A 20403-nucleotide genomic window follows, 5' to 3' on the forward strand; every position below is an offset into this window, starting at 1 on the left:
GAAGCTCCGGGCGGACAGGTTGATCTTGGTCGACAACCCATCTACCAGGAGCTTCACCTCTTCCTCAACGCCGCCCCCACACCAACCGGCCGGTCTCTCAGCCAGGTTGGAAACGGCTCATTGGAGTTTGGGAATGAAGCACTCGGACCCCCAGGTCCTAGAGGCACTCGATCTGGCATGGGACCCCGAACGAGGAGCACTCGGAAAACTCCGACAGGGGGAATTCGACGCAGAGCTCGCCGATCGCTATGTCGATCTTCTAAGCTCCATTGAAATAACCGAAGGTGAGCCCATCCATCAAGACTTCGTCAGGCTCCTCTGGTTCGCTCCCCTGTTCGCAGAGTGGCAGATCGAGAGGGCGGTTAAACACGGGGCCGACCAGCAGAAAGTCTCGAATTTCTGCGACCTGGTCAGGGAAAGCGTCATGGAAATCCTCGGCACGCCCTAACCTCAACGCCGACGACTTGTTGATCAGAAACTCATGGGGTTCTCGTCCAGGATGTAGCGGACGTGCGGACCGCCGAAGTGGCCGCGGACGATGTCGGGAAGCGTGCGCTGTCCGCACTGCGGCAGGTCCGCGTTCAAGTCCGTGACCATGTATGGAGGCTGGTCGGGGAGGCGGCCTCCCAGCCCCCGAGGAGATGCGGCTCCACGTCCGCGGGGACGCCCTCGCCGGCGCACTCGACCAGAACGAGGAACTCCGCGACCACATCGACCGCCTCGAAAGCGAACGCCCCCGGCACTGAACCGAACCTCGGCAAGCCGAGCCGGTCAACCTGCCGAACAGGGTGGCCACCAACCGGGGGTCGCGCTCCGGAGACCGAATCCGCCGTGGCGTCTCGTGGTGTGGCGTCGGTACTTTCTCCGACGGCCGGCAGTCGCCAGCGGCCCCCGGGCGCACCAGTACCCTGCCGACCAAGCCGGCCGTACACGAGCCGAGGCCGGCACTTGCCCTGACGGACTGCTCCACTGCACACGCGTTCGAGGCCTGGCTCGTGGGCGAAATCCTTGATGTGCGCAGGTGCAGGCGCCCGTATGCTGGGCCACGGAGCCGGTTCTCGTCCCTGATGGAGGTCCTGGTGAGTACGCCTGCATCGGAAGGCTTCAGGTACCCGCCACCCAGGCCGCGGCTGTCGGTCGAGGCGATGCTGGCGGCGAAGAACACCCAGCCGATCCGTTCCCTTGACGATCTTGCCGCCGACACCTTCGAGTCGGACGAGGAACTGGAAGAGTTCCTCGCCTTCACGTACGCCGAGCGCCATCGAGACGTCGCCTGAGGTCGTATGCAACCCGTCGTCCTGGACACCGACGTCGCTTCCCTGTCCCACAAGCGCAAGCTCACCGGGCCGCTCGCCAGTCGCCTCATCGGCCGCAAGCCGCTGATCACCTTCGTGACCTACGGCGAACTGACCAAGTGGATGGAGATCCGCCACTGGGGTGCCCGCAGCCGCCAGGGACTCGCCGACATTCCCGTCCTGCCCGGCGACGAGTCCGTCGCCGCCACCTGGGGACGGCTCTCGGCCGCCGGGATACAGCGTGGCCGGCCCCGCCCGGCCAACGACATGTGGATCGCCGCCTGCGCTCTCACCTACGACCTGCCGCTGGCCACCCTCAACCTCAAGGATCACGAGGACTTCCGCCTTCACCACGGCCTCCGCATCCTCGGCGCCGAGTAACAGCCGCGCCTGGCGCACCACCCTCTGGGGCACCACCACCCGCTGCCTCACCCCCGACCCCTACGTCCACAACCCCCACACCTGGACCGGCTCTCTCGGTCTCAGTCCATGCGAGGTGGAAGGGACGCGAAAAGCAAGTTGCCCTGAGGAATTCTCCCGGGGCGGTCACAGGGGGCGATCGACTTCCTGACCCCCACTTGGCGGTAGCCACACGAGAGCAGGGCCGGTCCGAAGCCCTCGAGCCGGGAGGACGCGCATGCCCCGCCGGACGTGCCTTCCGCTCACAAAGTCTCTGGGAACAGGCACGCCCGAAAGCCCGTGCGCGCCGGGATGCCCCGGGCGTACGGGCTTCCGGTGCCCGCTCAGTTCGTGCCGGGCGAGCGCATGCCGTTCAGTGCCCGCGGGTGGTGGCGCCGCCCTTGCGGCATTCCGGTCGCTTCGCCTCCGGCGTGATGAGCGCCGCGGTCTCGTCGTCGAGCGCGTAGCAGAGCTGGGCGTGCAGCAGTTCGGCTTCGGCGGGGGTGAGGTGCAGGGCCACGTCCGTGTCGAAGACCCCGTCGCGGCGCAGCCAGAGGTCGATCGCGAGGGTGCCGTCGCCTTCCCGGCGTACGGGCTTGCTCGGTACGCGGCTCACCTGGACCGGCGTGTTCGGCGTCGTACTCATCAGGCCGCCGCCTCCACGGGAGTACCGATGTAGTGGCCGTGGATCACCCAGGGCCCCACGTCGATCCCCTCGACCGCGAGGACGAGAGCGGCACGGCGTTCCAGCTGCCGCTGCCGTCGCTCGTGGGCGAGCAGGTAGGGGCGTACGAGAGGGCCGGTGTCGTCGAGAGCGGCCGGCGTGTCCCTCCACCTGCGCGGGGGAAGGGCGGCGAGCAGGCCGGGCGGGGTGCTGCGGCGGATGGACAGGCGCAGGCCGGAGAGAGTACGCGGGGAGAGGGGGGTGGGTGCCGGGTGGCCGGGGCGCCGATGCCGGTGGTGGTGTCGGCGTCGGCCGGTGGCGGGGAACAGCAGGGCCAGGACCAGGGCCAGAGCCCGTTCGAGGGCAGGCCGGATAGGCTTGAGCATGCTGACGCTCCTTTGCAGCGTTGGCCGTGCCCCGGGGTGCTGGAGACACCGCCGGGGCTTTCTTGTGCGCACCGCTGGACGGTTCGGTACTCACCGTCCAGCGGGTGCTACACAGCGTACGCACTTCATGATGCGCCACACAACATGTTGCGTAAGTTCTTCAAGTTGGCATATGCCTCACGTCCCGGCGGTCGCCTATGCCGCGAAGCCGTCGAACTCGCCGGCCTTCGCTCCCTCCAGGAAGGCGCGCAACTTGCCGCGATCGGTCCGCACGATCACGTCCGGGTCGTCGCTCTCCCGCAGGAAGACCCACCCGTCTCGTTCGGCGATCTCTATGCAACTGCCGGTGTCCGCCGAGAAGGACGACTTACGCCAGTGAAGTTCCACCGGTTCCCTACCTCAGATCTCGTGTGCCACGTCCCGGACGAAGTCGATGGACTCGTCTGGTTCCAATGCACGTTCACGCATCCGGTCAAGAACGGCACGGTAGTTCACGAGATGGGTGTCGGCGTGCAGGAAGGTGACGCCGGTGGGCACGTCGATCTGCACCATGTCCAGCTGAGGCACGGGACCACACGCGTACAGGGTCGAACTGCCCGCGTTGGCGAAGCCTCCCGCGCTGAACGGCACCACCCGGAGCGTCACGTTGGGCCGCTCGGACTGCTTCAGCAGATGTTCGAGCTGACGCAGCAGCACGCCCCGGTCACCGAACCGCATGCGCAGAGCAGCCTCATGGATCAGGAACTCACAGGGCGGAGGGTCAGAGCGATCGAGCACCTGTGCCCGCCTTACCCGGAAAGCGACATGCCGCTCCAGGTCGGTGGGCGCCATGGCCGGGACGGCTTCCGCGAAGATGCCACGCATGTAGTCGGGGTGCTGAAGCAAGCCAGGCATGTGCATGATCTGAGCCGACCGTAGCGCCGAGGCGTAGTGCTCCATCTCCGCGATGTCCAGCAGCCCGGTGGGCAGTACCTGCCGGTACTCGTCCCACCAGTACGGCCCGCGTTCCCGGGCCATGTCAGCGAGCGCATCGATGTACTTCGCGTCCGGGCAGCGGTAGTTGGCAGCCCATACCCGGACGCGGTCGCTGCTCACCCCGGAGCGGGCCGACTCCGTATTGCTGACCGTCGTCCGGTCGGTGCGATGCAGGGTGGCGGCCTCGTTGATCGTCATGCCGACGCGCTCGCGCATCTTGCGCAGCTCGGCCCCGAGACGGCGCTGCCGTTCGGTGGACGGCTTCCTGACGGGCACGCGATTCTCCTTGCCGTTCCCCGGAGTCCGTGCCGTCGGAGGACTCCCCGTCCTCCAGTATCCCCGCCGCCACGGCGGCCCGAGCCGCCTCCGCCTCGCGGCGAGCCCGTCCGGGACACAGGAACGGGCCGGCCGGCGCGCCTCGGCACGCCGACCGGCCCGTCCGGCATCCCAGGCCCGGGCAGGAGCCCGGACGCGGTCTACAGGAACGAGTTGATCTGGATCGTCTCGTCCCGGCCCGGGCCCACGCCGATCGCGGAGATCGGGGCGCCGGACATCTCCTCCAGCGCCTTGACGTAGTTCTGGGCGTTCTTCGGCAGGTCGGAGAAGGACTTCGCCTTGGAGATGTCCTCGGACCAGCCCGGGAGGGTCTCGTAGACCGGCTTCGCGTGGTGGAAGTCGGTCTGCGAGTAGGGCAGCTCCTCGACCCGCTTGCCGTCGATCTCGTACGCCACGCAGACCGGGATCTCCTCCCAGCCGGTGAGCACGTCCAGCTTGGTGAGGAAGAAGTCGGTCAGGCCGTTCACGCGGGTGGCGTAGCGGGCGATCACGGCGTCGAACCAGCCGCAGCGGCGGTCGCGGCCGGTGGTCACGCCCCGCTCGCCGCCGATGCGGCGCAGCGCCTCGCCGTCCTCGTCGAACAGCTCCGTCGGGAACGGGCCGGCGCCGACGCGGGTCGTGTACGCCTTGAGGATGCCGATGACGCGGCTGATCCGGGTCGGTCCCACGCCCGCGCCGGTGCAGGCGCCGCCCGCGGTCGGGTTGGAGGAGGTGACGAACGGGTACGTGCCGTGGTCGATGTCGAGCAGGGTGCCCTGCCCGCCCTCGAACAGGACGACCTTGTCCTCGTCCAGCGCCTGGTTGATGACCAGGACGGTGTCGGCGACGTACGGCTTGATCTGCTCGGCGTAGCCCAGCAGCTCCTCGACCACCTGGTCCGCGGCGATCGCGCGCCGGTTGTACAGCTTGGTCAGGAGCTGGTTCTTGACGTCGAGGGCCGCCTCGACCTTCTGGGTGAGGATCGACTCGTCGTACAGGTCCTGCACCCGGATGCCGACGCGGTTGATCTTGTCCGCGTAGGTCGGGCCGATGCCGCGGCCGGTGGTGCCGATCTTCCGCTTGCCGAGGAAGCGTTCCGTCACCTTGTCGATGGTGACGTTGTACGGCGTGATGATGTGAGCGTTGCCGCTGATCAGGAGCTTGGACGTGTCGACGCCTCGCTCGTTGAGCCCGCTCAGCTCGGAGAGCAGGACCGACGGGTCGACGACGACGCCGTTGCCGATGACCGGCGTGCAGCCGGGGGACAGGATTCCGGAAGGGAGCAGGTGGAGGGCGTACTTCTGGTCACCCACCACTACCGTGTGGCCGGCGTTGTTGCCGCCCTGGTAGCGAACGACATAGTCCACCGAGCCACCGAGCAGGTCGGTGGCCTTTCCCTTGCCTTCGTCACCCCACTGAGCACCGAGCAGCACAAGTGCGGGCACGCGCGTACACCCCTTCCGGGCGGGGCATGTCCAGGGTCAGGGGCGTACGCGGAGGGTTCCTGCCGCGTGCACCGCGACCGTCGTTGGCCGCTGACCGTCGGACCCGGATGCCCCGGAATAGACGAAGCCCCTGGCGCAATAGCGCAAGGGGCTCTTGCACAAAGATGCTACCCGAGGAAGCGAGGCATGGCCGAGGTGGCGACTTCCGCGACGCCCGATCAGCTGCTGGTGGTCATCGACCCGGTCGCCCGGGAGGCGGACGGCGAGTCCGTCCGGATCGCGAAAGACGTGCTCGGCGCGGGTGCGGCGCGGATGAAGCTGTGCCTGCCGGAGGGTCCGGAGGAGTTCGCGCGGGCGCTGCGGCGGCGGGGCTCGCGGCGGCCGGTGGTCGTCGGTGACGACCGGGCGCTGCTGCGGGCGGTGGCGGTGCTGCACCGGCAGCGGGAGCTGGCGGCGTGCGCCCTGGCGGTGGTGCCGGTGGGGGCGGACCTCGGGCTGGTCCGCTCGCTGGGCGTGCCGGCGGGGGCGGTGGCCGCGGCGCGGGCGGCGCTGGACGGGACCGAGCGGCGGCTGGACCTGCTCGTCGACGACAGCGACGGGGTGGTGCTGGGGGCGGTGGGCATCCCGCCGCTGGACGGGCCGGAGGCGGAGGGGGAACGGGCCCCGAAGGTGCCGGTGCGGTCCTGGGTGCGGACGTGCCGGTCGCTGGTGCGGACGCTGACGGCCGCGCGGCCCGTACGGTCCGCCCGCTCCGTCCCCCTCGCCGGTCCGGGGCCGGCCCGGCTGCGGGTGGAGGTCGACGGGAGGATGCTGGTCGACCTGGACCAGCCGGTGGCCGGGGTGTCGCTGGCGCCGGGGGACGCCGGGCTGGCCGAGGTGGAGGTGCGGCCGGTGTCCGTGGGCGCGGAGGCGTCGCCGCTGACGGCGGCGGGCCGGGCGGTGACCGTGTCGGGGGCGCACTTCCGCTACCGGGCGGACGCGATGGTGTCGGGGCCGGTGCGGACCCGGACGTGGGTGGTGCGGGAGGGGGCGTGGGGGCTGCGGCTGCCGGGCTGAGCGCCGTACGTACATACGTCGTGTGTCGTCCGACGTGCGTCGTGCGTCGTCCGACGTGCGTCGTGCGTCGTGCGTCGTGCGTCGTGCGTCGTGCGTCGTGCGTCGTGCGTCGTGCGTCGTCCGACGTGCGTCGTGTGTCGCACGAGGCGGGGTGGCCGTGCGCCGTCGGCCGTCAGCTCTTTCCGAAGAGCTGCTCGCGGTGGGCGCGCCAGCGGTCCATCATCGCCGTGACCTCGCCCTGGAGGAACTCGAAGAAGGCGAGCGTCTCCGCCAGGCGGCGGCCCGCCGGGCTGTCGGCGCCGAGGCCGGCGATCCCCTCGCGCAGGGCGTCCTCCCAGCGCTTGAGGACGGCCTCGCGGTTGGTGAGGGCCTCGTACCACTGGTCGGCGTGGACCCGGTAGCGCTCCCGGCGTGAGCCGGGCTCCCGCTCCCGGGAGACCATGTGCACCTGCGCCAGGTAGCGCACCGCCCCGGAGACCGCGGCCGGCGAGACCTTCAGCTGCTCGCCCAGGTCGGCGGAGGTGAGCGTGCCGGTGTCGGAGGCGAGCAGCGCCGTGAAGACGCGGGCGGGCATGCGCGGCAGACCGGCCTCGACGAGCTGCGCCGCGAAGTGCTCCACGAACCGCGAGACCGCCTCCGGGTCCCGCTCGCCGCCGCTCCGTCCCGCCGCCGCCTTCACGTCCGCCATGTCTCGATCGTCTCCCCTGCTCGGCCACCGTCCGCCAGTCTAGCCCTGGATTTATACGCTTCCTTAACTTCACAAATTTCTGAAAGAAGCGTACGTTCCGAAGCATGACGAAGGCCATCACCGTCTCCGGACTGCACAAGTCCTTCGGACGGACCCACGCGCTCGACGGCCTGGACCTGGAGGTCGAGTCCGGCGAGGTCCACGGCTTCCTCGGCCCCAACGGCGCCGGCAAGTCCACCGCCATCCGCGTCCTGCTCGGCCTGCTGCGCGCCGACTCCGGCGCCGCGCGGGTGCTGGGCCGCCACCCGTGGCGGGACGCGGTCGAGGTGCACCGCCGGATCGCGTACGTGCCCGGTGACGTGACGCTGTGGCGCAACCTGACCGGCGGCGAGGTCATCGACCTGTACGGCCGTCTGCGCGGCGGGCTCGACCGCGGGCGGCGCGCGGAACTGGTCGACCGCTTCGAGCTCGACCCGACGAAGAAGGGCCGGACGTACTCCAAGGGCAACCGGCAGAAGGTCGCCCTGGTCGCCGCGTTCGCCTCGGACGTCGACCTGCTGATCCTGGACGAGCCGACCAGCGGCCTGGACCCGCTGATGGAGGAGGTCTTCCGGCGCTGCGTGGCCGAGGAACGCGACCGCGGCCGGACGGTGCTGCTGTCCTCCCACATCCTCGGCGAGGTGGAGGAGCTGTGCGACCGGGTGAGCATCGTCCGCAAGGGGCGGACGGTCGAGACCGGCTCGCTCGCCGGCCTGCGGCACCTGACCCGCACCAGCGTCACCGCCGACCTCGCGGGCCCGCCCGACGGGCTGGCGCACCTGCCCGGCGTGCACGGCCTCGACGTACGGGGGCGGCGGGTCCGGTTCCAGGTCGACAGCGACAAGCTCGACGCGGTGCTCAGGTCCCTGGGCGAGACGGGCGTGCGGTCGCTGACGTCGGCGCCGCCGACGCTGGAGGAGCTGTTCCTGCGGCACTACCAGGACCGGAGGGCGGCCCGATGACGGCCGCCGGCACGGCCCTCGCCCCGCGGTCCGGCGGCTCCCGCCCGCTGGCCGGCACCGGCACGCTGCTGCGGTTCGCGCTGCGCCGCGACCGGGTGCCGATCCCGGTGTGGATCGCGGTGAACGCGGTCATGGTCCTCTCCATGCCGGGCACGCTGGAGAGCCTGTACGGCACCCCGGCCGAGCGCGCCGGTCTGCTCCGCCAGATGGAGACCAACCCCTCCCTGCGCGCGATGGTCGGCCCGGTCTTCGGCGACTCCCTCGGCGCGCTGACGGCGTGGCGGGCCGGCGTGTACGCCGGTGCGCTCGCGGCCGTCATGGCGCTGCTGGTCGTCGTACGGCACACCCGGGACGAGGAGGAGAGCGGGCGGCAGGAGCTGGTGGCGTCCGGGACGGTCGGCCGCCGGGCGCCGCTGACGGCGGCGCTGCTGGCGGCGGGCGTCGCGTGCGGGGCGCTGGCGCTGCTGGTGACGGCCGGGCTGGCCGGGCAGGGCCTGGTGGGTGCGGCGGCCCTCGGCCTGGGCATCGCGGGCACCGGGATGGTCTTCGCCACGGCGGCGGCGGTCGCCGCCCAGCTGACCGAGAGCGCGCGGGCGGCGCGGGGCCTGACGGCGGCGGCGCTGGGCGCGGCGTTCGTGCTGCGCGCGGCGGGCGACGCGACCGCCGACGGCGGCTCGTCGGTCCTGACGTGGCTGTCGCCGCTGGGCTGGCTGGAGAACCTGCGGGCGTTCGCGGGCGAGCGGTGGTGGGTGCTGCTGCTGTTCGCGGGGGCGGCGGTGGCGCAGGGCGCGGTGGCGTACGCGCTGGCCGGGCGGCGGGACACCGGCGGGGGCTTCCGGCCGGCCCGGCCGGGACCGGCCGACGGGCGGCTGGGCACGGCGGGCGCGCTGGCGTGGCGGTTGCAGCGGGGCGGTGTGCTCGGCTGGAGCGCCGGGTTCCTCCTGGCCGGGGCCGTCCTCGGCGCGATGACCGAGGGGGCGGCCGAGCTGGCCGGGGACAACCAGCGGACCCGGGAGATCATCGCCCGGATGGGCGGGCAGACCGGGCCGGCGGACGCGTTCGTGTCGGCGATGGTGGGGATGCTCGGGCTGGTCGCGGCCCTGTACGTCGTGGCGTCGGTCCTGCGGCTGCACGGCGAGGAGGTGTCCGGGCGGGCGGAACCGGTGCTGGCGGGGCCCGTGGGGCGGCTGCGGTGGGCCGCCGGGCACCTGGTGGCCGCGTTCGGCGGGGCGGTGCTGATCCTGCTGCTCGCCGGGGCCGGTTTCGCCCTCGGTCACGGCCGGGACCTCGGGCCGGTCCTGGGGGCGTGCCTGGCGCAGGTCCCCGCGGTGTGGGTGGTCGGCTCGCTCGCCATGCTGCTGTACGGGCTCGCGCCCCGGCTCGCGCCGGTGGCGTGGGGCGTGGCGGTCGCGGTGCTGCTGATCGGCTGGGTCGGGCCCGCGCTGGACGTGCCGCAGGCGGTGCTGGACGTGTCCCCGTTCGGGCATCTGCCGAAGCTGCCGGGCGGGGAGATGGCGTGGGGGCCGGTGCTGGTGCTGACCGGGCTGGCGGCGGCGCTGACGGGGGCGGGGCTGGCCGGGCTGCGGCGCCGGGACACGGCCGCGTGAACCCCGTGGCGGAACCGCGGCCGGTGCGGGGGCGTCCTCCCCGGTCATGACGAGAGACGCGATGACCTGCGGCGGATGCCTGCTGTCGGCGGCCGGCGCCACGGCGGCGACGCTGTGGTGGGGAACCTCCGGCCGCACGCAGCGGCACCTCGGCAACGGCTTCGAGGGCGAGGGCACCGACTACGGCGTCCTGCTGACCGAGCTCCCCCTCGTCGTCGTCGCCGGTGCCGTCCTGCCCGCTCTCGCCTGGGGGCTGGTCGCGTACCTGCTGAGCCGGGGGCGGCGCTCAGAGCGTCACCGGTAGCCCCGCCAGCCCCCGGATCACGAAGTTCGGCTTGCGCGTCGGCTCGGCGGCCGGGCGCAGGGCCGGGGCCCGCTCCAGCAGCGCCCGCATCGAGGCCGCCAGTTCGATGCGGGCGAGCGGGGCGCCGATGCAGTAGTGGAGGCCGGCGCTGAAGGAGACGTGGGGGTTGTCGCGGCGGGCCAGGTCCAGGCGGCCGGGGTCGGTGAAGACCGCCGGGTCGTGGTTGGCGGAGCCGAAGAGGAGGGCGAGTTCCGCGCCGCGCGGGACCACCGTGCCGTCGATCTCGATGTCGTCCAGCACCCAGCGTTCGAAGAGCTGGAGCGGGGTGTCGTAGCGCAGCAGCTCCTCGACGGCGGACGGGACGAGGGTGTGGTCGGCGCGCAGGGCCGCCAGTTGCCCCGGGTTGCGGAACAGGGCCCACCAGCCGTTGACCGTGGCGTTCACGGTGGCCTCGTGGCCCGCGTTCAGCAGCAGGACGCAGGTGGAGATCATCTCCTGCTCGGTGAGGCGGTCGTCGTCCTCGTCGTGGGCGGCGATCAGGGCGGAGACCAGGTCGTCGCCGGGCGCCTTGCGGCGGGCGGCGATCAGCTCGCGCAGGTAGCCCGAGAACTCCACCGACGCGCTCACCGCCCTGCGCGCCGCCTCCGGCGGCGGGTTCAGCTCGTACATCCCGCAGATCGCCGCCGACCAGGGCCGCAGCGGGGCCCGGTCGGACTCGGGGATGCCCAGCAGCTCGGCGATCACCGCGACCGGCAGCGGCTCCGCCACGTCTGTCAGCAGATCGCCACCGCCCGCCGCGACCAGGCCGGACACCAGCTCGCCGGCGAGCGCGCGCACGTACGGCACGAGCCGCTCCACCGTGCGCGGGGTGAACGCCTTCGCCACCAGGCGCCGGATGCGGGTGTGGTCCGGCGGCTCCAGGTCGAGCATCCCGTGGTCGTTGAGGGTGTGGAAGGGCTCGTGCTCCGGCGGGGGCGGGGTGCGGCCGAAGTCCTCGTGGGTGAAGCGGTGCAGGTACGTACGGCCCAGGCGGCGGTCCCGCAGCAGCGCCGAGACGTCGGCGTGGTGCGGGACGAGCCACTGGTCCGTCGGCTCGTGGTACAGCACCCGGCCGCGCGCCCGCAGCTCGGCGTAGGCGGGGTACGGGTCGGCGACGAACGCGGGGTCCCACGGGTCGAAGGCTGCCATGGACGGACGTTAACCGGGCGGCCCCGGCCTGGCCAGGGCCCGGCCGGCCGGTCAGCCGGGCGTCACCAGCACCGGTACCGCGCACAGCAGCCCGCGCAGCAGGGCCAGCGGGCCCTCGGAGGTGCCGCTGGCCACGGACCCGGCCCAGAAGGCCACCAGGGCGGCCAGCCCCACCACCGCGTGCGGGGCGTACACCGCGCCGGCCCGCAGCCGGCCGGGAAGCAGGCGGGCCGGCGGCCCGTCGGTGACCGTGCGGGGCAGCGGGCGGTAGGCGAAGGCGTCGTGGAACAGCTCCTGGCGCAGGCCCCGCAGGGCGTCGGCGGCGGCCCGGAACTCGGGGCTGCGCGGCTGGTGCGCGCCGGACCCGCCACCCGGCGGCACGGGTTGCTTCTGCGTCGTCGTCTCGGTCACGTCCGCAACGGTAGGCGGCCGCGGCGGCGCGGTCGTCAGCAGCGAGGGGGGTTCCGCGGGGTCCGTCTCAAGTACTACGTGGTCCCGGGGTGTTCAGTACCCCGACGGCCGCACCAGTCCCGACTCGTACGCGAACACCGCCGCCTGCGTCCGGTCCCGCAGCCCCAGCTTCGCCAGGATGCGGCCCACGTGCGTCTTCACCGTCTGCTCGGCGACGACCAGGTGCTGGGCGATCTCCACGTTCGACAGGCCCCGCGCGATCAGGGCGAGGACTTCCGTCTCCCGCTCGGTCAGGTCGCCGACGCGTTCCTTCAGCGGGGGGCGCGGGCGGTCGTCGCCGAGCCGGGAGAACTCGGCGATCAGACGGCGGGTGATGCCGGGCGCGAGCAGCGCGTCCCCGGCGGCCACCACCCGGACCGCCTCGGCGAGCTGCTCGGCGGAGGCGTCCTTGAGCAGGAAGCCGGAGGCTCCGGCGCGCAGTGCCTCGTAGACGTACTCGTCGAGGTCGAAGGTGGTCAGCACCAGCACCCGGATGCCCGGGGCCTCGCCGGTGATGCGGCGGGTGGCCTCGATGCCGCCGAGCTCGGGCATGCGGATGTCCATCAGCACGACGTCGGGGGCGAGTTCGGCGACCTTGGCGACGGCGTCCAGCCCGTGCACCGCCTGGCCGACCACCTCGATGTCGGGCTGGGTGTTCAGCAGCACGGTGAAGCCCTGCCGGACCATCTGCTGGTCGTCGGCGATCAGCACCCGGATGGGACCGGTGGAGCTGGCGGAGCCGACGGGACTGGTGGGGCTGCTGCTCGTCATGCGGTGCCTTCCTCGCGGGAGTAGCGGGAGTAGCGGGAGCCGGAGGTGGAAGAGCCGTCGGCGTCGGCCGGCAGGAACGCGGAGACCCGGTAGCCGCCGTCCGGCAGCGGACGCGCCGTCAGCGTGCCGCCGAGCATCGCGGCCCGTTCCCGCATGCCGAGCAGCCCGTGGCCCGCGCCCGGTGACGGCGGTGCCGCACGCGTCGGCGGGGTGTTGGTGACCTCCACGCGCAGGCCCTGCGGCGTGTGGTCGACGCGGACCTCGGCGCGTGCGCCGGGCGCGTGCCGCAGGACGTTGCTCAGGGCCTCCTGCACGATCCGGTACGCCGACAGCTCCACGCCGGGCGGCAGCGGGCGGCGCCGGCCGGTGATCGCGGTGGTGACGGTCAGGCCGGCGGCCCGGGTGTTCTCCACCAGCGCGCCGAGCCGGTCCAGGGTGGGCTGCGGGGCGTGCGCCTCGGCGGGACCGGGGCGCGCGGTGCCCGCGGCGTGCCCGGTGCCCGCGGCGTGCCCGGTGTCCTCGGAGCGCAGCACGCCCAGCACGCGGCGCAGCTCGGTCAGCGCCTCCAGCGCGTTGTGCCGGATGCCCGCCAGGTTCTCCTTGAGCTCCTCGGGCGGGTCCTTCACCAGGTGCGGGGCGACCTGGGCCTGGATGGAGATGACGGACATGTGGTGGGCGACCACGTCGTGCAGCTCGCGGGCGATGCGGCTGCGCTCCTCCAGCAGGGTGCGGCGGGCGCGTTCCTCGGCGGTGAGCGTGGTCTGGCGGCCGAGTTCGGCGCGGGCCTCGCGGCGTCCGCGCAGGGCGGCGCCGACCACCACCACGACGGCGGACAGGGACAGGGCGACCAGGCCGGTGGACTGGTAGTCCGGCGCGCCCCACAGCCCCTGGAGGACATAGGTGACCAGTCCGGTCAGGGCGAGCGCCTCGACGGCCACGCGGGCGCGGACCCGCAGGGAGAGCAGCAGCAGCACGAAGAGGTGGGCGATGATTCCGGCCGCGGTCCAGGGCCAGGTGAAGCCGCCCGCCGCTCCGGAGAGCAACCGGTGGTGCACCCCGACCGCCCCCAGCACCGTGGCCGCCGTCGACAGCCACCACCCCGGAACCGGCCGCCGCAGCGCGAGCACCATGGCCCCGCCCTGGCCGAGCGCGACCGGGAAGGCGTACCCGAAGCCCAGTTTCCCGTCGTCCTGGAGCTGCGCCAGGGCACCGCCGAAGACCGCGAACGCGGCCAGGCACACCACGCCGTGCGGCAACCAGCGCAGCCACACGGCCAGAGGAAGCGGATCGGCCCGTACGGTCCACAGGTCGTCCCGCAGTATGCGCAGCCAGCGCGCGACGCGGTCCACGGCCATGCTCCCACTCCCCCTGCCCCTCACCCGGCCCACCCTAGACACGCCGCGTCCCCTCCGTCGCCTCGCTCCGCGACAGGTGATGCCGCCGGACCACGCGCGAGCGGCCACGCCGCCCGCCGCCCCGCTCCGCGCCGCGGAACGCGGACCAGCAGCAGGCCAGGGCGAGGGCGAAGACCGGCAGCCACAGCAGCCGGGCCGCGACCCAGCCGAGGCCGTCGGGCGGGGTGTGCAGGCCGGGCAGGCGGCCGGCGAGGAGACCGAGGGCCGTCGTCGCCATCAGGGCCGTCTGGTGCCAGAGGAAGACCGTCATCGCGGACAGGTTCACCAGCGCCACCGCCGCCCATGCCACCGGCCGCCGCATCGCGCGGCGCAGCCACCCGCGCAGCAGCAGCGCCAGGCCGCACTGCGCGAGGCCGAAGGTGACGGCGGCCAGCGTCGGCGGGTTGAGGTTGGAGACCCCGGCGCCGGGGACGCCGACCATCGACGCCGGATAGCCGGCCCAGGCGACCAGCGCCACGGTGGCCGCCGTACCGCCGAGGAGCAGGAGCAGGCCCGTGCGGCGGCCGTCGAGCTCGCCGCGGGTCCAGGCGGCGCCCAGCGTGTACGGCACCAGCCAGCCCGCGGCCAGGTTCGCCCAGCCGAGCCAGGACGGCGCGCCGAGGCCGAAGCGCAGCAGGTCCACGTGGAGGACGACGGCCAGCGGCCACAGCGGGTGCAGCCGGGCCAGCAGCGGGGTCGCCGCCGTCAGCGCGGCGAACACCAGCAGGAACCACAGCGGGGACAGGGCGAGCTTGACCAGCGTGCGGACGGTGGTGAACTCCGCGCCGGTCAGGAGCAGCAGCACCGCCGTCGCCGTCCACAGGGCGAGGACGGCGGCGACCGGCCGGAACAGCCGGGACAGACGGGCGGCCAGCCAGCCGCCGTAGGAGGTGCCGCGGGCGCGGGCCGACGCGTACCCCCGGGTGGCGACATGGCCGCCGACCAGGAAGAACACGGCGAGGGTCTGGAAGGCCCAGGAGACGGGCGCCAGCCACGGAAGCTGCTGGAGCGGGCTGGCCGCGCGCAGCTCGCGGCCGTCGGCGACCAGCGCCGTCACCAGCCAGTGGCCGAGGACGACGCCGAGGACGGCGGCGGCGCGCAGGGCGTCGACGGCGCGGTCCCGGTCGCGGGGGGTGGCGGCGTCGACGCGGGCCGCGCCCTGCCGCAGGACCTGCCACGCGGCGCCGGCCCGGGTGCGGGTGCGGGTGGTGTCAGTCACGGGTCACCTCCGTACGCTCGCCCAGCACGATCCGGGCGAGGTTGGCCAGGGAGCGGGAGCCGGGGGCGAAGTAGTCGCTGTGCCCGCCGTCGCCGGCGGCGAAGACCCGGGCGCCGAAGGCCGGGGAGACCGGGTCGGTGCCGAAGCCGACGGTGGTGCCGAACAGGCCGGCGCTCACGTGCGGTACGTGCTCCACCCAGTCGCCGGTGCCGCGCGCCGCCCAGACGCGGGCGGGGGTGCGCAGGCCGGCGGCGGTGCCGGCGCCGGTGCCGGGGCTGCCGACGAGGGCGAGGTCGTCGGCGTCCAGGCCGGCTGCGGCCCGGGCGCAGACGACGGAGCCGTAGGAGTGGCACAGCAGGGACAGGTGCGTCCGGGGCCCGGTGAGGGCGCGTACCTGGCGGACGAGGGAGCGGAGCCGGGGCGCCGCTTGCTCTGCGCGGCCGGCCGTGGCGACCGTGGTGCTCACCGTGCCGGGCGTCTCATAGCCGAGCCAGGCCACGACCGCGACGCGGGTGCCCTCGGGGGCCTGCGCCGTGAGCCGGCCGTACAGGGCGAGGGCGGCGGCGCGGAAGCGGCCGTAGGTGTCGAGGCTGGTGTCGGAACCCGGGACCAGGACGGCGACGTGGCCGGCGCGGGCCAGGTCGCCGAGGACCTCGGTCACCAGCCCCGGACCCCGTCCGTCGAAGGCGAGCAGTTGCCGGGAGGAGCCGGCCAGCGAGCGGTCCGCCGCGGCCCGCCGGCGGTCGCCGTGGGCGGCGGCCATCCGGGACGCATCGGCCGCGTTGGCCCGGTGGGCCGCGTACGTCTCGTCCAGCGTGGCCGCCGTGACCGGGGCGGTCGCGGCGGGGGCCGGGGCGGGGGTCCGGGGCTGCGCGGCGGCCGACAGGGGCAGCACCACGGCACCGCCGACGAGCGCGGCGAGGGCGGCGCGACGCCACCTGCCCGCGCCGCGGCGCGCCGCTCCCCGCCTCCGCGACCACGTCCACATGGAATGCCCTCCCCTCCCGGCGCCCGCCCACCGGGCTTGCCAGGAAGGGAAGTTACGGATCGCGAGGCGTCGTCCGCGTCATGCCGGAGAGCCCACGTACGGCATAGCTCTCAGGTATGACGGGTACGACCGGACCACCTGTACGGGTACCGGGAAGGCGGCCTGTGCGAGGTACGAGGACCGGACCGGGCGTGCGGCTCTCTCACCACGCGAGCTGGGCGATCTCCTCCGCCACCACCGCGCACGCGTCCGCCGCCGGGTCGATGAGCGGGAAGTGGCCGACGTCTTCCAGGAGTGTCACGCCCACCACCTCGCCCGCCCTGGCCGCCGCCTCCGCGTACGCCTCGGCGACCGCCTGCGGCACGTCGATGTCCGTACGGCCCTGGACCAGGGTCGTCGCGATGCCGGTGGGCAGCAGCAGCGCCGGGTCGGCGTACGGCCGGTGCCGGGCGAAACCCTCGTCGCCGCCGAGGAGTTCGCGCACCGCCCCGCCGCACACCCCCAGTTCGTCGGCGACCGCGAGGTCGGCGATCGGGGCGAGGGCGACCACGCCGCGCAGGGGCGGCGGCCCGTCGGTGCGCCAGGGGGCGTCGGCGGGCAGGACGTGCCGGGCCGCCGCCCACAGGGCGAGGTGGGCGCCGGCGGAGTGGCCGGTGAGCACGGTGCGGCCCGCGTCGGCCTGCGGCAGGCACCGGCGGACGAGTCCGGGCAGCGCGTCGAGCGCGGCGGCCACGTCGTCGAAGGTGTCGGGCCAGCGCCCCGCGACCCGGCCGTCCCCGCCCGCGTCCGCCGCTCCCCGCCGGTACTCCACGCTCGCCACGGCGAAGCCCCGGCGGGCCAGGAAGGCGGCGAACGGGCTGACGTGGCGGCGGTCGTACGGGGCCCGCCAGGCGCCGCCGTGCAGGACCGCCACCACGGGGGCCGGGCCGCCGGGGCCCGCCGTGCCGCGCGGGGCGTAGAAGTCGATCACCTGGTCGGGGTGGTCGCCGTAGGCGGCGGTGGCGTCGGGGGCGACCGCCGGGTGCGAGAGGGCCGACTTCTCCTCCGCGGCGGCGCGGGCCGCCCCTTCACCGGCGGCGGGGGCGGCGGCGGTCTCCGGTGCTGCGACGTCCGGCATGCTTCAACCTCTCGGGGACGAAACGGTGTTGGCGGACCAGGAGGGTAGGAATTCGGCCGTTGGCGGGACGGTACCAGGCCGGTGACGTGCACGGACACGGGGTTGTCACGCAGGGTGAGGGCTAAACGGCCCTGTCGTCTCGTTACGCTGACGAGGTAGCCGCAGGGGTGCCCGCGAGGGTGCCCCGGCCCGTGTGGAGGAGGCCGAGATGCCCGCCGAACCCGGCACCGTACGTCCCGGAGGGCGTACCGCCCGTGTCCGTGCCGCCGTGCTGCGCGCGGCCGGGGACGTGCTGGCCGAGCAGGGCTTCGACCGGCTCGACCTCGCCGACATCGCGCGGCGCGCCGAGGTGGGCAAGACGACCGTGTACCGGCGCTGGGGCTCGGTGACCGCCCTGGTGGCCGACCTCCTCGCCGACATGGCCGAGCAGTCGCTGCCCCGCACCGAGACCGGCTCCGTGCTCGGCGACCTGAAGGCCAACGCGGACCTGGTGCGGCGGACCCTGGCCGACCCCCGCCAGGGCGCCCTGTTCCGCGCGGTCATCGCCGCCGCCACGTGCGACGAACGGACGGCACGGGCGCTGCGGCGGTTCTACGAGATGCGGGTCGCCGAGTGGGCGCCCTGCGTCGAACAGGGCGTGGCGCGCGGGGAGCTGCCCGCGGGGACGGACGCGGCGATGGTGGTCCGCGCGGTGTCCGCGCCGCTGTACTACACGCTGCTGACCACCGGCGAGCCCCCGGACCCGGCCGCCGCGGACCGCGCGGCCCGCGCCGCGTTCGCCGCCGCGGTGGCCGGGGTGTACACCACCGGGGACGCCCCGGCACCGGACACCGCCGGGAACGTCCCGGTACCGGACGCCACCGGGAACGCCCCGGCGCCGGACACCACCGGGGCACCTCCTCGGTGACCCCGGGCATCCTCGGTGACCCCGGGCATCCTCGATAACCCCGGGCGTCCTCGGCGACCCCGGGCACCCGCGGTGAGCCGAGGCACCCTCGGCACCCCCGGGCGCGGGGAGGGAACGACGGCCCTACCCGAGCCCCTCCTCCAGCACCTCCCCCAGCACCCGCGCCGCCCGCTCCACGTCCGCGAAGCCGACGTACAGCGGCGTGAAACCGAAGCGCAGCACGTCCGGGGCGCGGAAGTCCCCGACCACGCCCCGCGCGATCAGCCGCTTCATGACCTCGTCCGCGGCGTCACAGCGCAGCGCGACCTGGCTGCCGCGCTCGGCGTGCGCCACCGGCGTCAGGTTCTCCACCCGCCCCTCGGGGACGTACTCCCCGACACACCGCAGGAAGAAGTCCGTCAGCGCCAGCGACTTGGCCCGCACCGCCTCGATCGACACCCCGTCCCACACCTCCAGCGCCGCCTCCAGGGCGAGCAGGGAGAGGATGTCCGGCGTGCCGACGCGCCCGCGCGCCGCACCGGCGGCCGGGGCGTACGCGGACGCCATCCCGAACGGCTCGGCGTGCGAGTTCCAGCCGGGCAGCGGCGAGTCGAAACGCGGCTGGAGCTCGCGGCGCACGTACAGGTAGGCGGGCGAACCGGGGCCGCCGTTGAGGTACTTGTAGGTGCAGCCGACGGCCAGGTCCACGCCGTGCTCGTCCAGGCCGACCGGCAGCGCGCCCGCGCTGTGGCACAGGTCCCACACCACGTACGCCCCCGCCGCGTGCACGGCGGCCGTGAGGCCGGGCAGGTCGTGCAGCCGGCCGGTGCGGTAGTCGACGTGGTTGAGCAGCACGGCGGCGGTGCGCTCGCCGAGCGCCGCCGGGACCTCGGCCGGCGTCACGGGCCGCAGCGCGCAGCCCGTCATCCGGGCCGCGGACCCGGCGATGTACCCGTCCGTGGGAAAGGTGGTCGCGTCGACGAGGATCTCGTCCCGCCGACCGGGGCGGCCCTCGGCCATCCGCACCGCCGCAACGACCGCCTTGAAGACGTTGACGCTGGTGGAGTCGCCGACGACGACCTGCCCGGGGGCCGCCCCGATCAGCGGGGCGATCCGGTCGCCGGTCCGCTCGGGCGCGGTCCACCAGCCGCTCTCCTCCCAGGACCGGATGCGCAGCTCGCCCCACTGCCGCCGGACGACGTCCTCGACGCGGCCGGGGACGTGCGCGGGCAGCGCGCCCAGCGAGTTGCCGTCCAGGTAGACCACGTCGTCCAGGACGAACCGGTCCCGCGTCCCGGCCAGCGGGTCCGCCGCGTCCAGTTCCTGCGCGGTGCTCATCAGTTCAGACATACGACCGCGCCGTCCACAGCTCGGGGAACACGTTCTTGCGGGCCCGCTTCTCCAGCCAGGCCACCCCGGCCGAGCCGCCCGTACCGGTCTTGGCGCCCATCGCGCGGCGGGTGGCGACCAGGTGGTCGTTGCGCCAGCGCCACACCAGCTCGGCGACGTCGGTCAGCGCCTCGCCGAGCCGGGCCAGCTCGCCGTTCTGGTCGCCCGCGTACACGGCCGCCCAGGCCGCCTCCACCTCGGGCGACGCCTCGTAGGGCCGGGTCACGTCACGGCGAAGCACGGTGTCCGGGATGGCGTACCCGCGCCGCGCCAGCAGCCGCACCACCTCGTCGTACAGGCTCGGCTCGTGCAGCGCCTTCTCCAGCTCGGCGTGGACGCGCGGCGCGCCGCGGTGCGGGACCAGCATGGACGCGGACTTCTCGCCGAGCAGGAACTCCATCCGCCGGTACATCGCGGACTGGAAGCCGGAGCCCTCGCCGAGGGCTCCCCGGTAGGAGTTGAACTGGGCCGGGGTGAGCCCGGCCAGCGGGGTCCAGGAGGCGTTGAGCGCCTCCAGTTCCCGCACCGAACGCTTCAGCGCGTCCCGTGCCACGTCGGTCCGGTCCTCGCGCAGCGCGCGGGCCGCGGTCTCCCACTCGTGGACGATGACGGTGAACCACAGCTCCATGACCTGGGTCGTGACCAGGAAGACCATCTCTCCGGGATCGTCGGAGAGGGGGTGCTGGAGGTGGGTGAGCACGTCCGCCTTGACGTAGTCCTCGTACGGCGTGCTGCCCTCGAAGTCGAGATTCGGGGCGTCGTGGGACATTTCTGTCTCCTGATGGCACTTCGGGTAGCGGTCCGCCCTGCCGTTACCGGCACGGGGCCCCGGTCCCCACCTGGCATCCTCCGCAATCGTCCCAGGG

General features: G+C 73.8%; 24 protein-coding genes. 8 read left to right on the forward strand and 16 right to left on the reverse strand.

Annotated elements, in window-relative coordinates; translation table 11 throughout:
- Window positions 1-448, forward strand: a 448-nt coding sequence (locus ABZ340_RS14755) for a hypothetical protein (protein WP_358782155.1), incomplete at its 5' end; no start/stop codon positions are given.
- A gap of 23 nt (window positions 449-471) precedes the next feature.
- Here ABZ340_RS14755 and ABZ340_RS14760 read toward each other — a convergent pair.
- On the reverse strand, window positions 472-597 hold the full coding sequence (locus ABZ340_RS14760; RefSeq protein ID WP_358782156.1) for a hypothetical protein: 126 nt from the start codon (window positions 595-597) through the stop codon (window positions 472-474).
- Window positions 598-1079: 482 nt separating this feature from the next.
- Here ABZ340_RS14760 and ABZ340_RS14765 point away from each other — a divergent pair, with 482 nt between their 5' ends.
- Entirely contained in the window at window positions 1080-1277 is a 198-nt protein-coding gene (locus tag ABZ340_RS14765; protein ID WP_358782157.1) for a hypothetical protein, read from the forward strand.
- Between the two features lie 6 nt (window positions 1278-1283).
- On the forward strand, window positions 1284-1676 hold the full coding sequence (locus tag ABZ340_RS14770) for a type II toxin-antitoxin system VapC family toxin (protein ID WP_358782158.1): 393 nt from the start codon (window positions 1284-1286) through the stop codon (window positions 1674-1676).
- Between the two features lie 391 nt (window positions 1677-2067).
- Here the strand turns inward: ABZ340_RS14770 and ABZ340_RS14775 are convergent, their stop codons facing one another.
- The 5 genes from ABZ340_RS14775 to ABZ340_RS14795 form a co-directional block, all read right to left on the reverse strand.
- Complete coding sequence (locus tag ABZ340_RS14775) at window positions 2068-2340, reverse strand: hypothetical protein (RefSeq protein WP_358782159.1); 273 nt, start codon at window positions 2338-2340, stop codon at window positions 2068-2070.
- On the reverse strand, window positions 2340-2744 hold the full coding sequence (locus tag ABZ340_RS14780; RefSeq protein WP_358782160.1) for a hypothetical protein: 405 nt from the start codon (window positions 2742-2744) through the stop codon (window positions 2340-2342). Before ABZ340_RS14780 ends, ABZ340_RS14775 begins: the two co-directional genes overlap by 1 nt.
- Window positions 2745-2939: 195 nt before the next feature.
- Window positions 2940-3131: a DUF397 domain-containing protein gene (locus tag ABZ340_RS14785; protein ID WP_358782161.1), complete on the reverse strand. Its 192-nt coding sequence runs from the start codon at window positions 3129-3131 to the stop codon at window positions 2940-2942.
- 12 nt (window positions 3132-3143) lie between these two features.
- A complete protein-coding gene (locus ABZ340_RS14790) occupies window positions 3144-3995 on the reverse strand; it encodes a helix-turn-helix transcriptional regulator (protein WP_358782162.1) in 852 nt (283 codons plus the stop codon).
- A 200-nt stretch (window positions 3996-4195) separates the two neighbouring features.
- Entirely contained in the window at window positions 4196-5479 is a 1284-nt protein-coding gene (locus tag ABZ340_RS14795; RefSeq protein ID WP_358782163.1) for an adenylosuccinate synthase, read from the reverse strand.
- Between the two features lie 186 nt (window positions 5480-5665).
- Between ABZ340_RS14795 and ABZ340_RS14800 the strand changes: the two genes are divergently transcribed.
- Complete coding sequence (locus ABZ340_RS14800) at window positions 5666-6535, forward strand: diacylglycerol kinase (RefSeq protein WP_358782164.1); 870 nt, start codon at window positions 5666-5668, stop codon at window positions 6533-6535.
- A 172-nt stretch (window positions 6536-6707) separates the two neighbouring features.
- Here the strand turns inward: ABZ340_RS14800 and ABZ340_RS14805 are convergent, their stop codons facing one another.
- Window positions 6708-7223, reverse strand: a complete 516-nt coding sequence (locus ABZ340_RS14805) for a MarR family transcriptional regulator (RefSeq protein ID WP_358782165.1) — start codon at window positions 7221-7223, stop codon at window positions 6708-6710.
- 104 nt (window positions 7224-7327) lie between these two features.
- Between ABZ340_RS14805 and ABZ340_RS14810 the strand changes: the two genes are divergently transcribed.
- Genes ABZ340_RS14810 through ABZ340_RS14820 form a run of 3 tightly spaced genes read left to right on the forward strand, consistent with a single transcriptional unit; the run spans window position 7328 to window position 10135 of the window.
- Window positions 7328-8224 (forward strand): ABC transporter ATP-binding protein, encoded by an 897-nt coding sequence (locus tag ABZ340_RS14810; RefSeq protein ID WP_358782166.1) that lies wholly within the window; start codon window positions 7328-7330, stop codon window positions 8222-8224.
- A complete protein-coding gene (locus ABZ340_RS14815; protein ID WP_358782167.1) occupies window positions 8221-9831 on the forward strand; it encodes an ABC transporter permease in 1611 nt (536 codons plus the stop codon). Before ABZ340_RS14810 ends, ABZ340_RS14815 begins: the two co-directional genes overlap by 4 nt.
- Window positions 9832-9877: 46 nt before the next feature.
- Entirely contained in the window at window positions 9878-10135 is a 258-nt protein-coding gene (locus ABZ340_RS14820; RefSeq protein ID WP_358782168.1) for a hypothetical protein, read from the forward strand.
- Here the strand turns inward: ABZ340_RS14820 and ABZ340_RS14825 are convergent.
- The 7 genes from ABZ340_RS14825 to ABZ340_RS14855 form a co-directional block, all read right to left on the reverse strand.
- A complete protein-coding gene (locus ABZ340_RS14825) occupies window positions 10118-11323 on the reverse strand; it encodes a cytochrome P450 (RefSeq protein ID WP_358782169.1) in 1206 nt (401 codons plus the stop codon). The two genes, ABZ340_RS14820 and ABZ340_RS14825, sit on opposite strands and share 18 nt — an antisense overlap.
- Before the next feature lie 51 nt (window positions 11324-11374).
- On the reverse strand, window positions 11375-11734 hold the full coding sequence (locus tag ABZ340_RS14830) for a hypothetical protein (protein WP_358782170.1): 360 nt from the start codon (window positions 11732-11734) through the stop codon (window positions 11375-11377).
- 93 nt (window positions 11735-11827) lie between these two features.
- Entirely contained in the window at window positions 11828-12544 is a 717-nt protein-coding gene (locus tag ABZ340_RS14835) for a response regulator transcription factor (RefSeq protein ID WP_358782171.1), read from the reverse strand.
- Window positions 12541-13899 carry a sensor histidine kinase gene (locus ABZ340_RS14840; RefSeq protein ID WP_358782172.1) on the reverse strand — a complete coding sequence of 453 codons (1359 nt, stop codon included), beginning with the start codon at window positions 13897-13899 and terminating at the stop codon, window positions 12541-12543. The genes ABZ340_RS14835 and ABZ340_RS14840 overlap by 4 nt, the downstream gene beginning before the upstream one ends.
- A gap of 34 nt (window positions 13900-13933) precedes the next feature.
- On the reverse strand, window positions 13934-15157 hold the full coding sequence (locus ABZ340_RS14845; protein ID WP_358782173.1) for an acyltransferase: 1224 nt from the start codon (window positions 15155-15157) through the stop codon (window positions 13934-13936).
- A complete protein-coding gene (locus ABZ340_RS14850; RefSeq protein WP_358782174.1) occupies window positions 15150-16145 on the reverse strand; it encodes an alpha/beta hydrolase in 996 nt (331 codons plus the stop codon). The genes ABZ340_RS14845 and ABZ340_RS14850 overlap by 8 nt, the downstream gene beginning before the upstream one ends.
- Window positions 16146-16347: 202 nt before the next feature.
- Window positions 16348-17262, reverse strand: coding sequence for an alpha/beta hydrolase (locus tag ABZ340_RS14855; RefSeq protein ID WP_358782175.1), 915 nt, complete (start codon window positions 17260-17262; stop codon window positions 16348-16350).
- Between the two features lie 208 nt (window positions 17263-17470).
- Here ABZ340_RS14855 and ABZ340_RS14860 point away from each other — a divergent pair, with 208 nt between their 5' ends.
- Entirely contained in the window at window positions 17471-18169 is a 699-nt protein-coding gene (locus ABZ340_RS14860) for a TetR/AcrR family transcriptional regulator (protein WP_358782176.1), read from the forward strand.
- A 123-nt stretch (window positions 18170-18292) separates the two neighbouring features.
- Here ABZ340_RS14860 and kynU read toward each other — a convergent pair whose 3' ends face one another.
- Together kynU and ABZ340_RS14870 are read right to left on the reverse strand one after the other, a co-directional pair.
- On the reverse strand, window positions 18293-19498 hold the full coding sequence (gene kynU / locus ABZ340_RS14865; RefSeq protein WP_358782177.1) for a kynureninase: 1206 nt from the start codon (window positions 19496-19498) through the stop codon (window positions 18293-18295).
- Window positions 19491-20306 carry a tryptophan 2,3-dioxygenase gene (locus ABZ340_RS14870; RefSeq protein WP_358782178.1) on the reverse strand — a complete coding sequence of 272 codons (816 nt, stop codon included), beginning with the start codon at window positions 20304-20306 and terminating at the stop codon, window positions 19491-19493. The genes kynU and ABZ340_RS14870 overlap by 8 nt, the downstream gene beginning before the upstream one ends.
- Window positions 20307-20403: the final 97 nt, after the last annotated feature.

Source organism: Streptomyces sp. NPDC006134, from assembly GCF_040628835.1.
Lineage (GTDB): Bacteria > Actinomycetota > Actinomycetes > Streptomycetales > Streptomycetaceae > Streptomyces.

Bases quoted from the DNA above. Each gene is read 5' to 3' on its own strand.
- ABZ340_RS14760 (WP_358782156.1), bottom strand. From the start codon at position 597: ATGGTCACGGACTTGAACGCGGACCTGCCGCAGTGCGGACAGCGCACG.
- ABZ340_RS14770 (WP_358782158.1), top strand. From the start codon at position 1,284: ATGCAACCCGTCGTCCTGGACACCGACGTCGCTTCCCTGTCCCACAAG.
- ABZ340_RS14775 (WP_358782159.1), bottom strand. From the start codon at position 2,340: ATGAGTACGACGCCGAACACGCCGGTCCAGGTGAGCCGCGTACCGAGC.
- ABZ340_RS14780 (WP_358782160.1), bottom strand. From the start codon at position 2,744: ATGCTCAAGCCTATCCGGCCTGCCCTCGAACGGGCTCTGGCCCTGGTC.
- ABZ340_RS14800 (WP_358782164.1), top strand. From the start codon at position 5,666: ATGGCCGAGGTGGCGACTTCCGCGACGCCCGATCAGCTGCTGGTGGTC.
- ABZ340_RS14805 (WP_358782165.1), bottom strand. From the start codon at position 7,223: ATGGCGGACGTGAAGGCGGCGGCGGGACGGAGCGGCGGCGAGCGGGAC.
- ABZ340_RS14810 (WP_358782166.1), top strand. From the start codon at position 7,328: ATGACGAAGGCCATCACCGTCTCCGGACTGCACAAGTCCTTCGGACGG.
- ABZ340_RS14815 (WP_358782167.1), top strand. From the start codon at position 8,221: ATGACGGCCGCCGGCACGGCCCTCGCCCCGCGGTCCGGCGGCTCCCGC.
- ABZ340_RS14820 (WP_358782168.1), top strand. From the start codon at position 9,878: ATGACGAGAGACGCGATGACCTGCGGCGGATGCCTGCTGTCGGCGGCC.
- ABZ340_RS14825 (WP_358782169.1), bottom strand. From the start codon at position 11,323: ATGGCAGCCTTCGACCCGTGGGACCCCGCGTTCGTCGCCGACCCGTAC.
- ABZ340_RS14835 (WP_358782171.1), bottom strand. From the start codon at position 12,544: ATGACGAGCAGCAGCCCCACCAGTCCCGTCGGCTCCGCCAGCTCCACC.
- ABZ340_RS14840 (WP_358782172.1), bottom strand. From the start codon at position 13,899: ATGGCCGTGGACCGCGTCGCGCGCTGGCTGCGCATACTGCGGGACGAC.
- ABZ340_RS14850 (WP_358782174.1), bottom strand. From the start codon at position 16,145: ATGTGGACGTGGTCGCGGAGGCGGGGAGCGGCGCGCCGCGGCGCGGGC.
- ABZ340_RS14855 (WP_358782175.1), bottom strand. From the start codon at position 17,262: ATGCCGGACGTCGCAGCACCGGAGACCGCCGCCGCCCCCGCCGCCGGT.
- ABZ340_RS14860 (WP_358782176.1), top strand. From the start codon at position 17,471: ATGCCCGCCGAACCCGGCACCGTACGTCCCGGAGGGCGTACCGCCCGT.
- kynU (WP_358782177.1), bottom strand. From the start codon at position 19,498: ATGTCTGAACTGATGAGCACCGCGCAGGAACTGGACGCGGCGGACCCG.
- ABZ340_RS14870 (WP_358782178.1), bottom strand. From the start codon at position 20,306: ATGTCCCACGACGCCCCGAATCTCGACTTCGAGGGCAGCACGCCGTAC.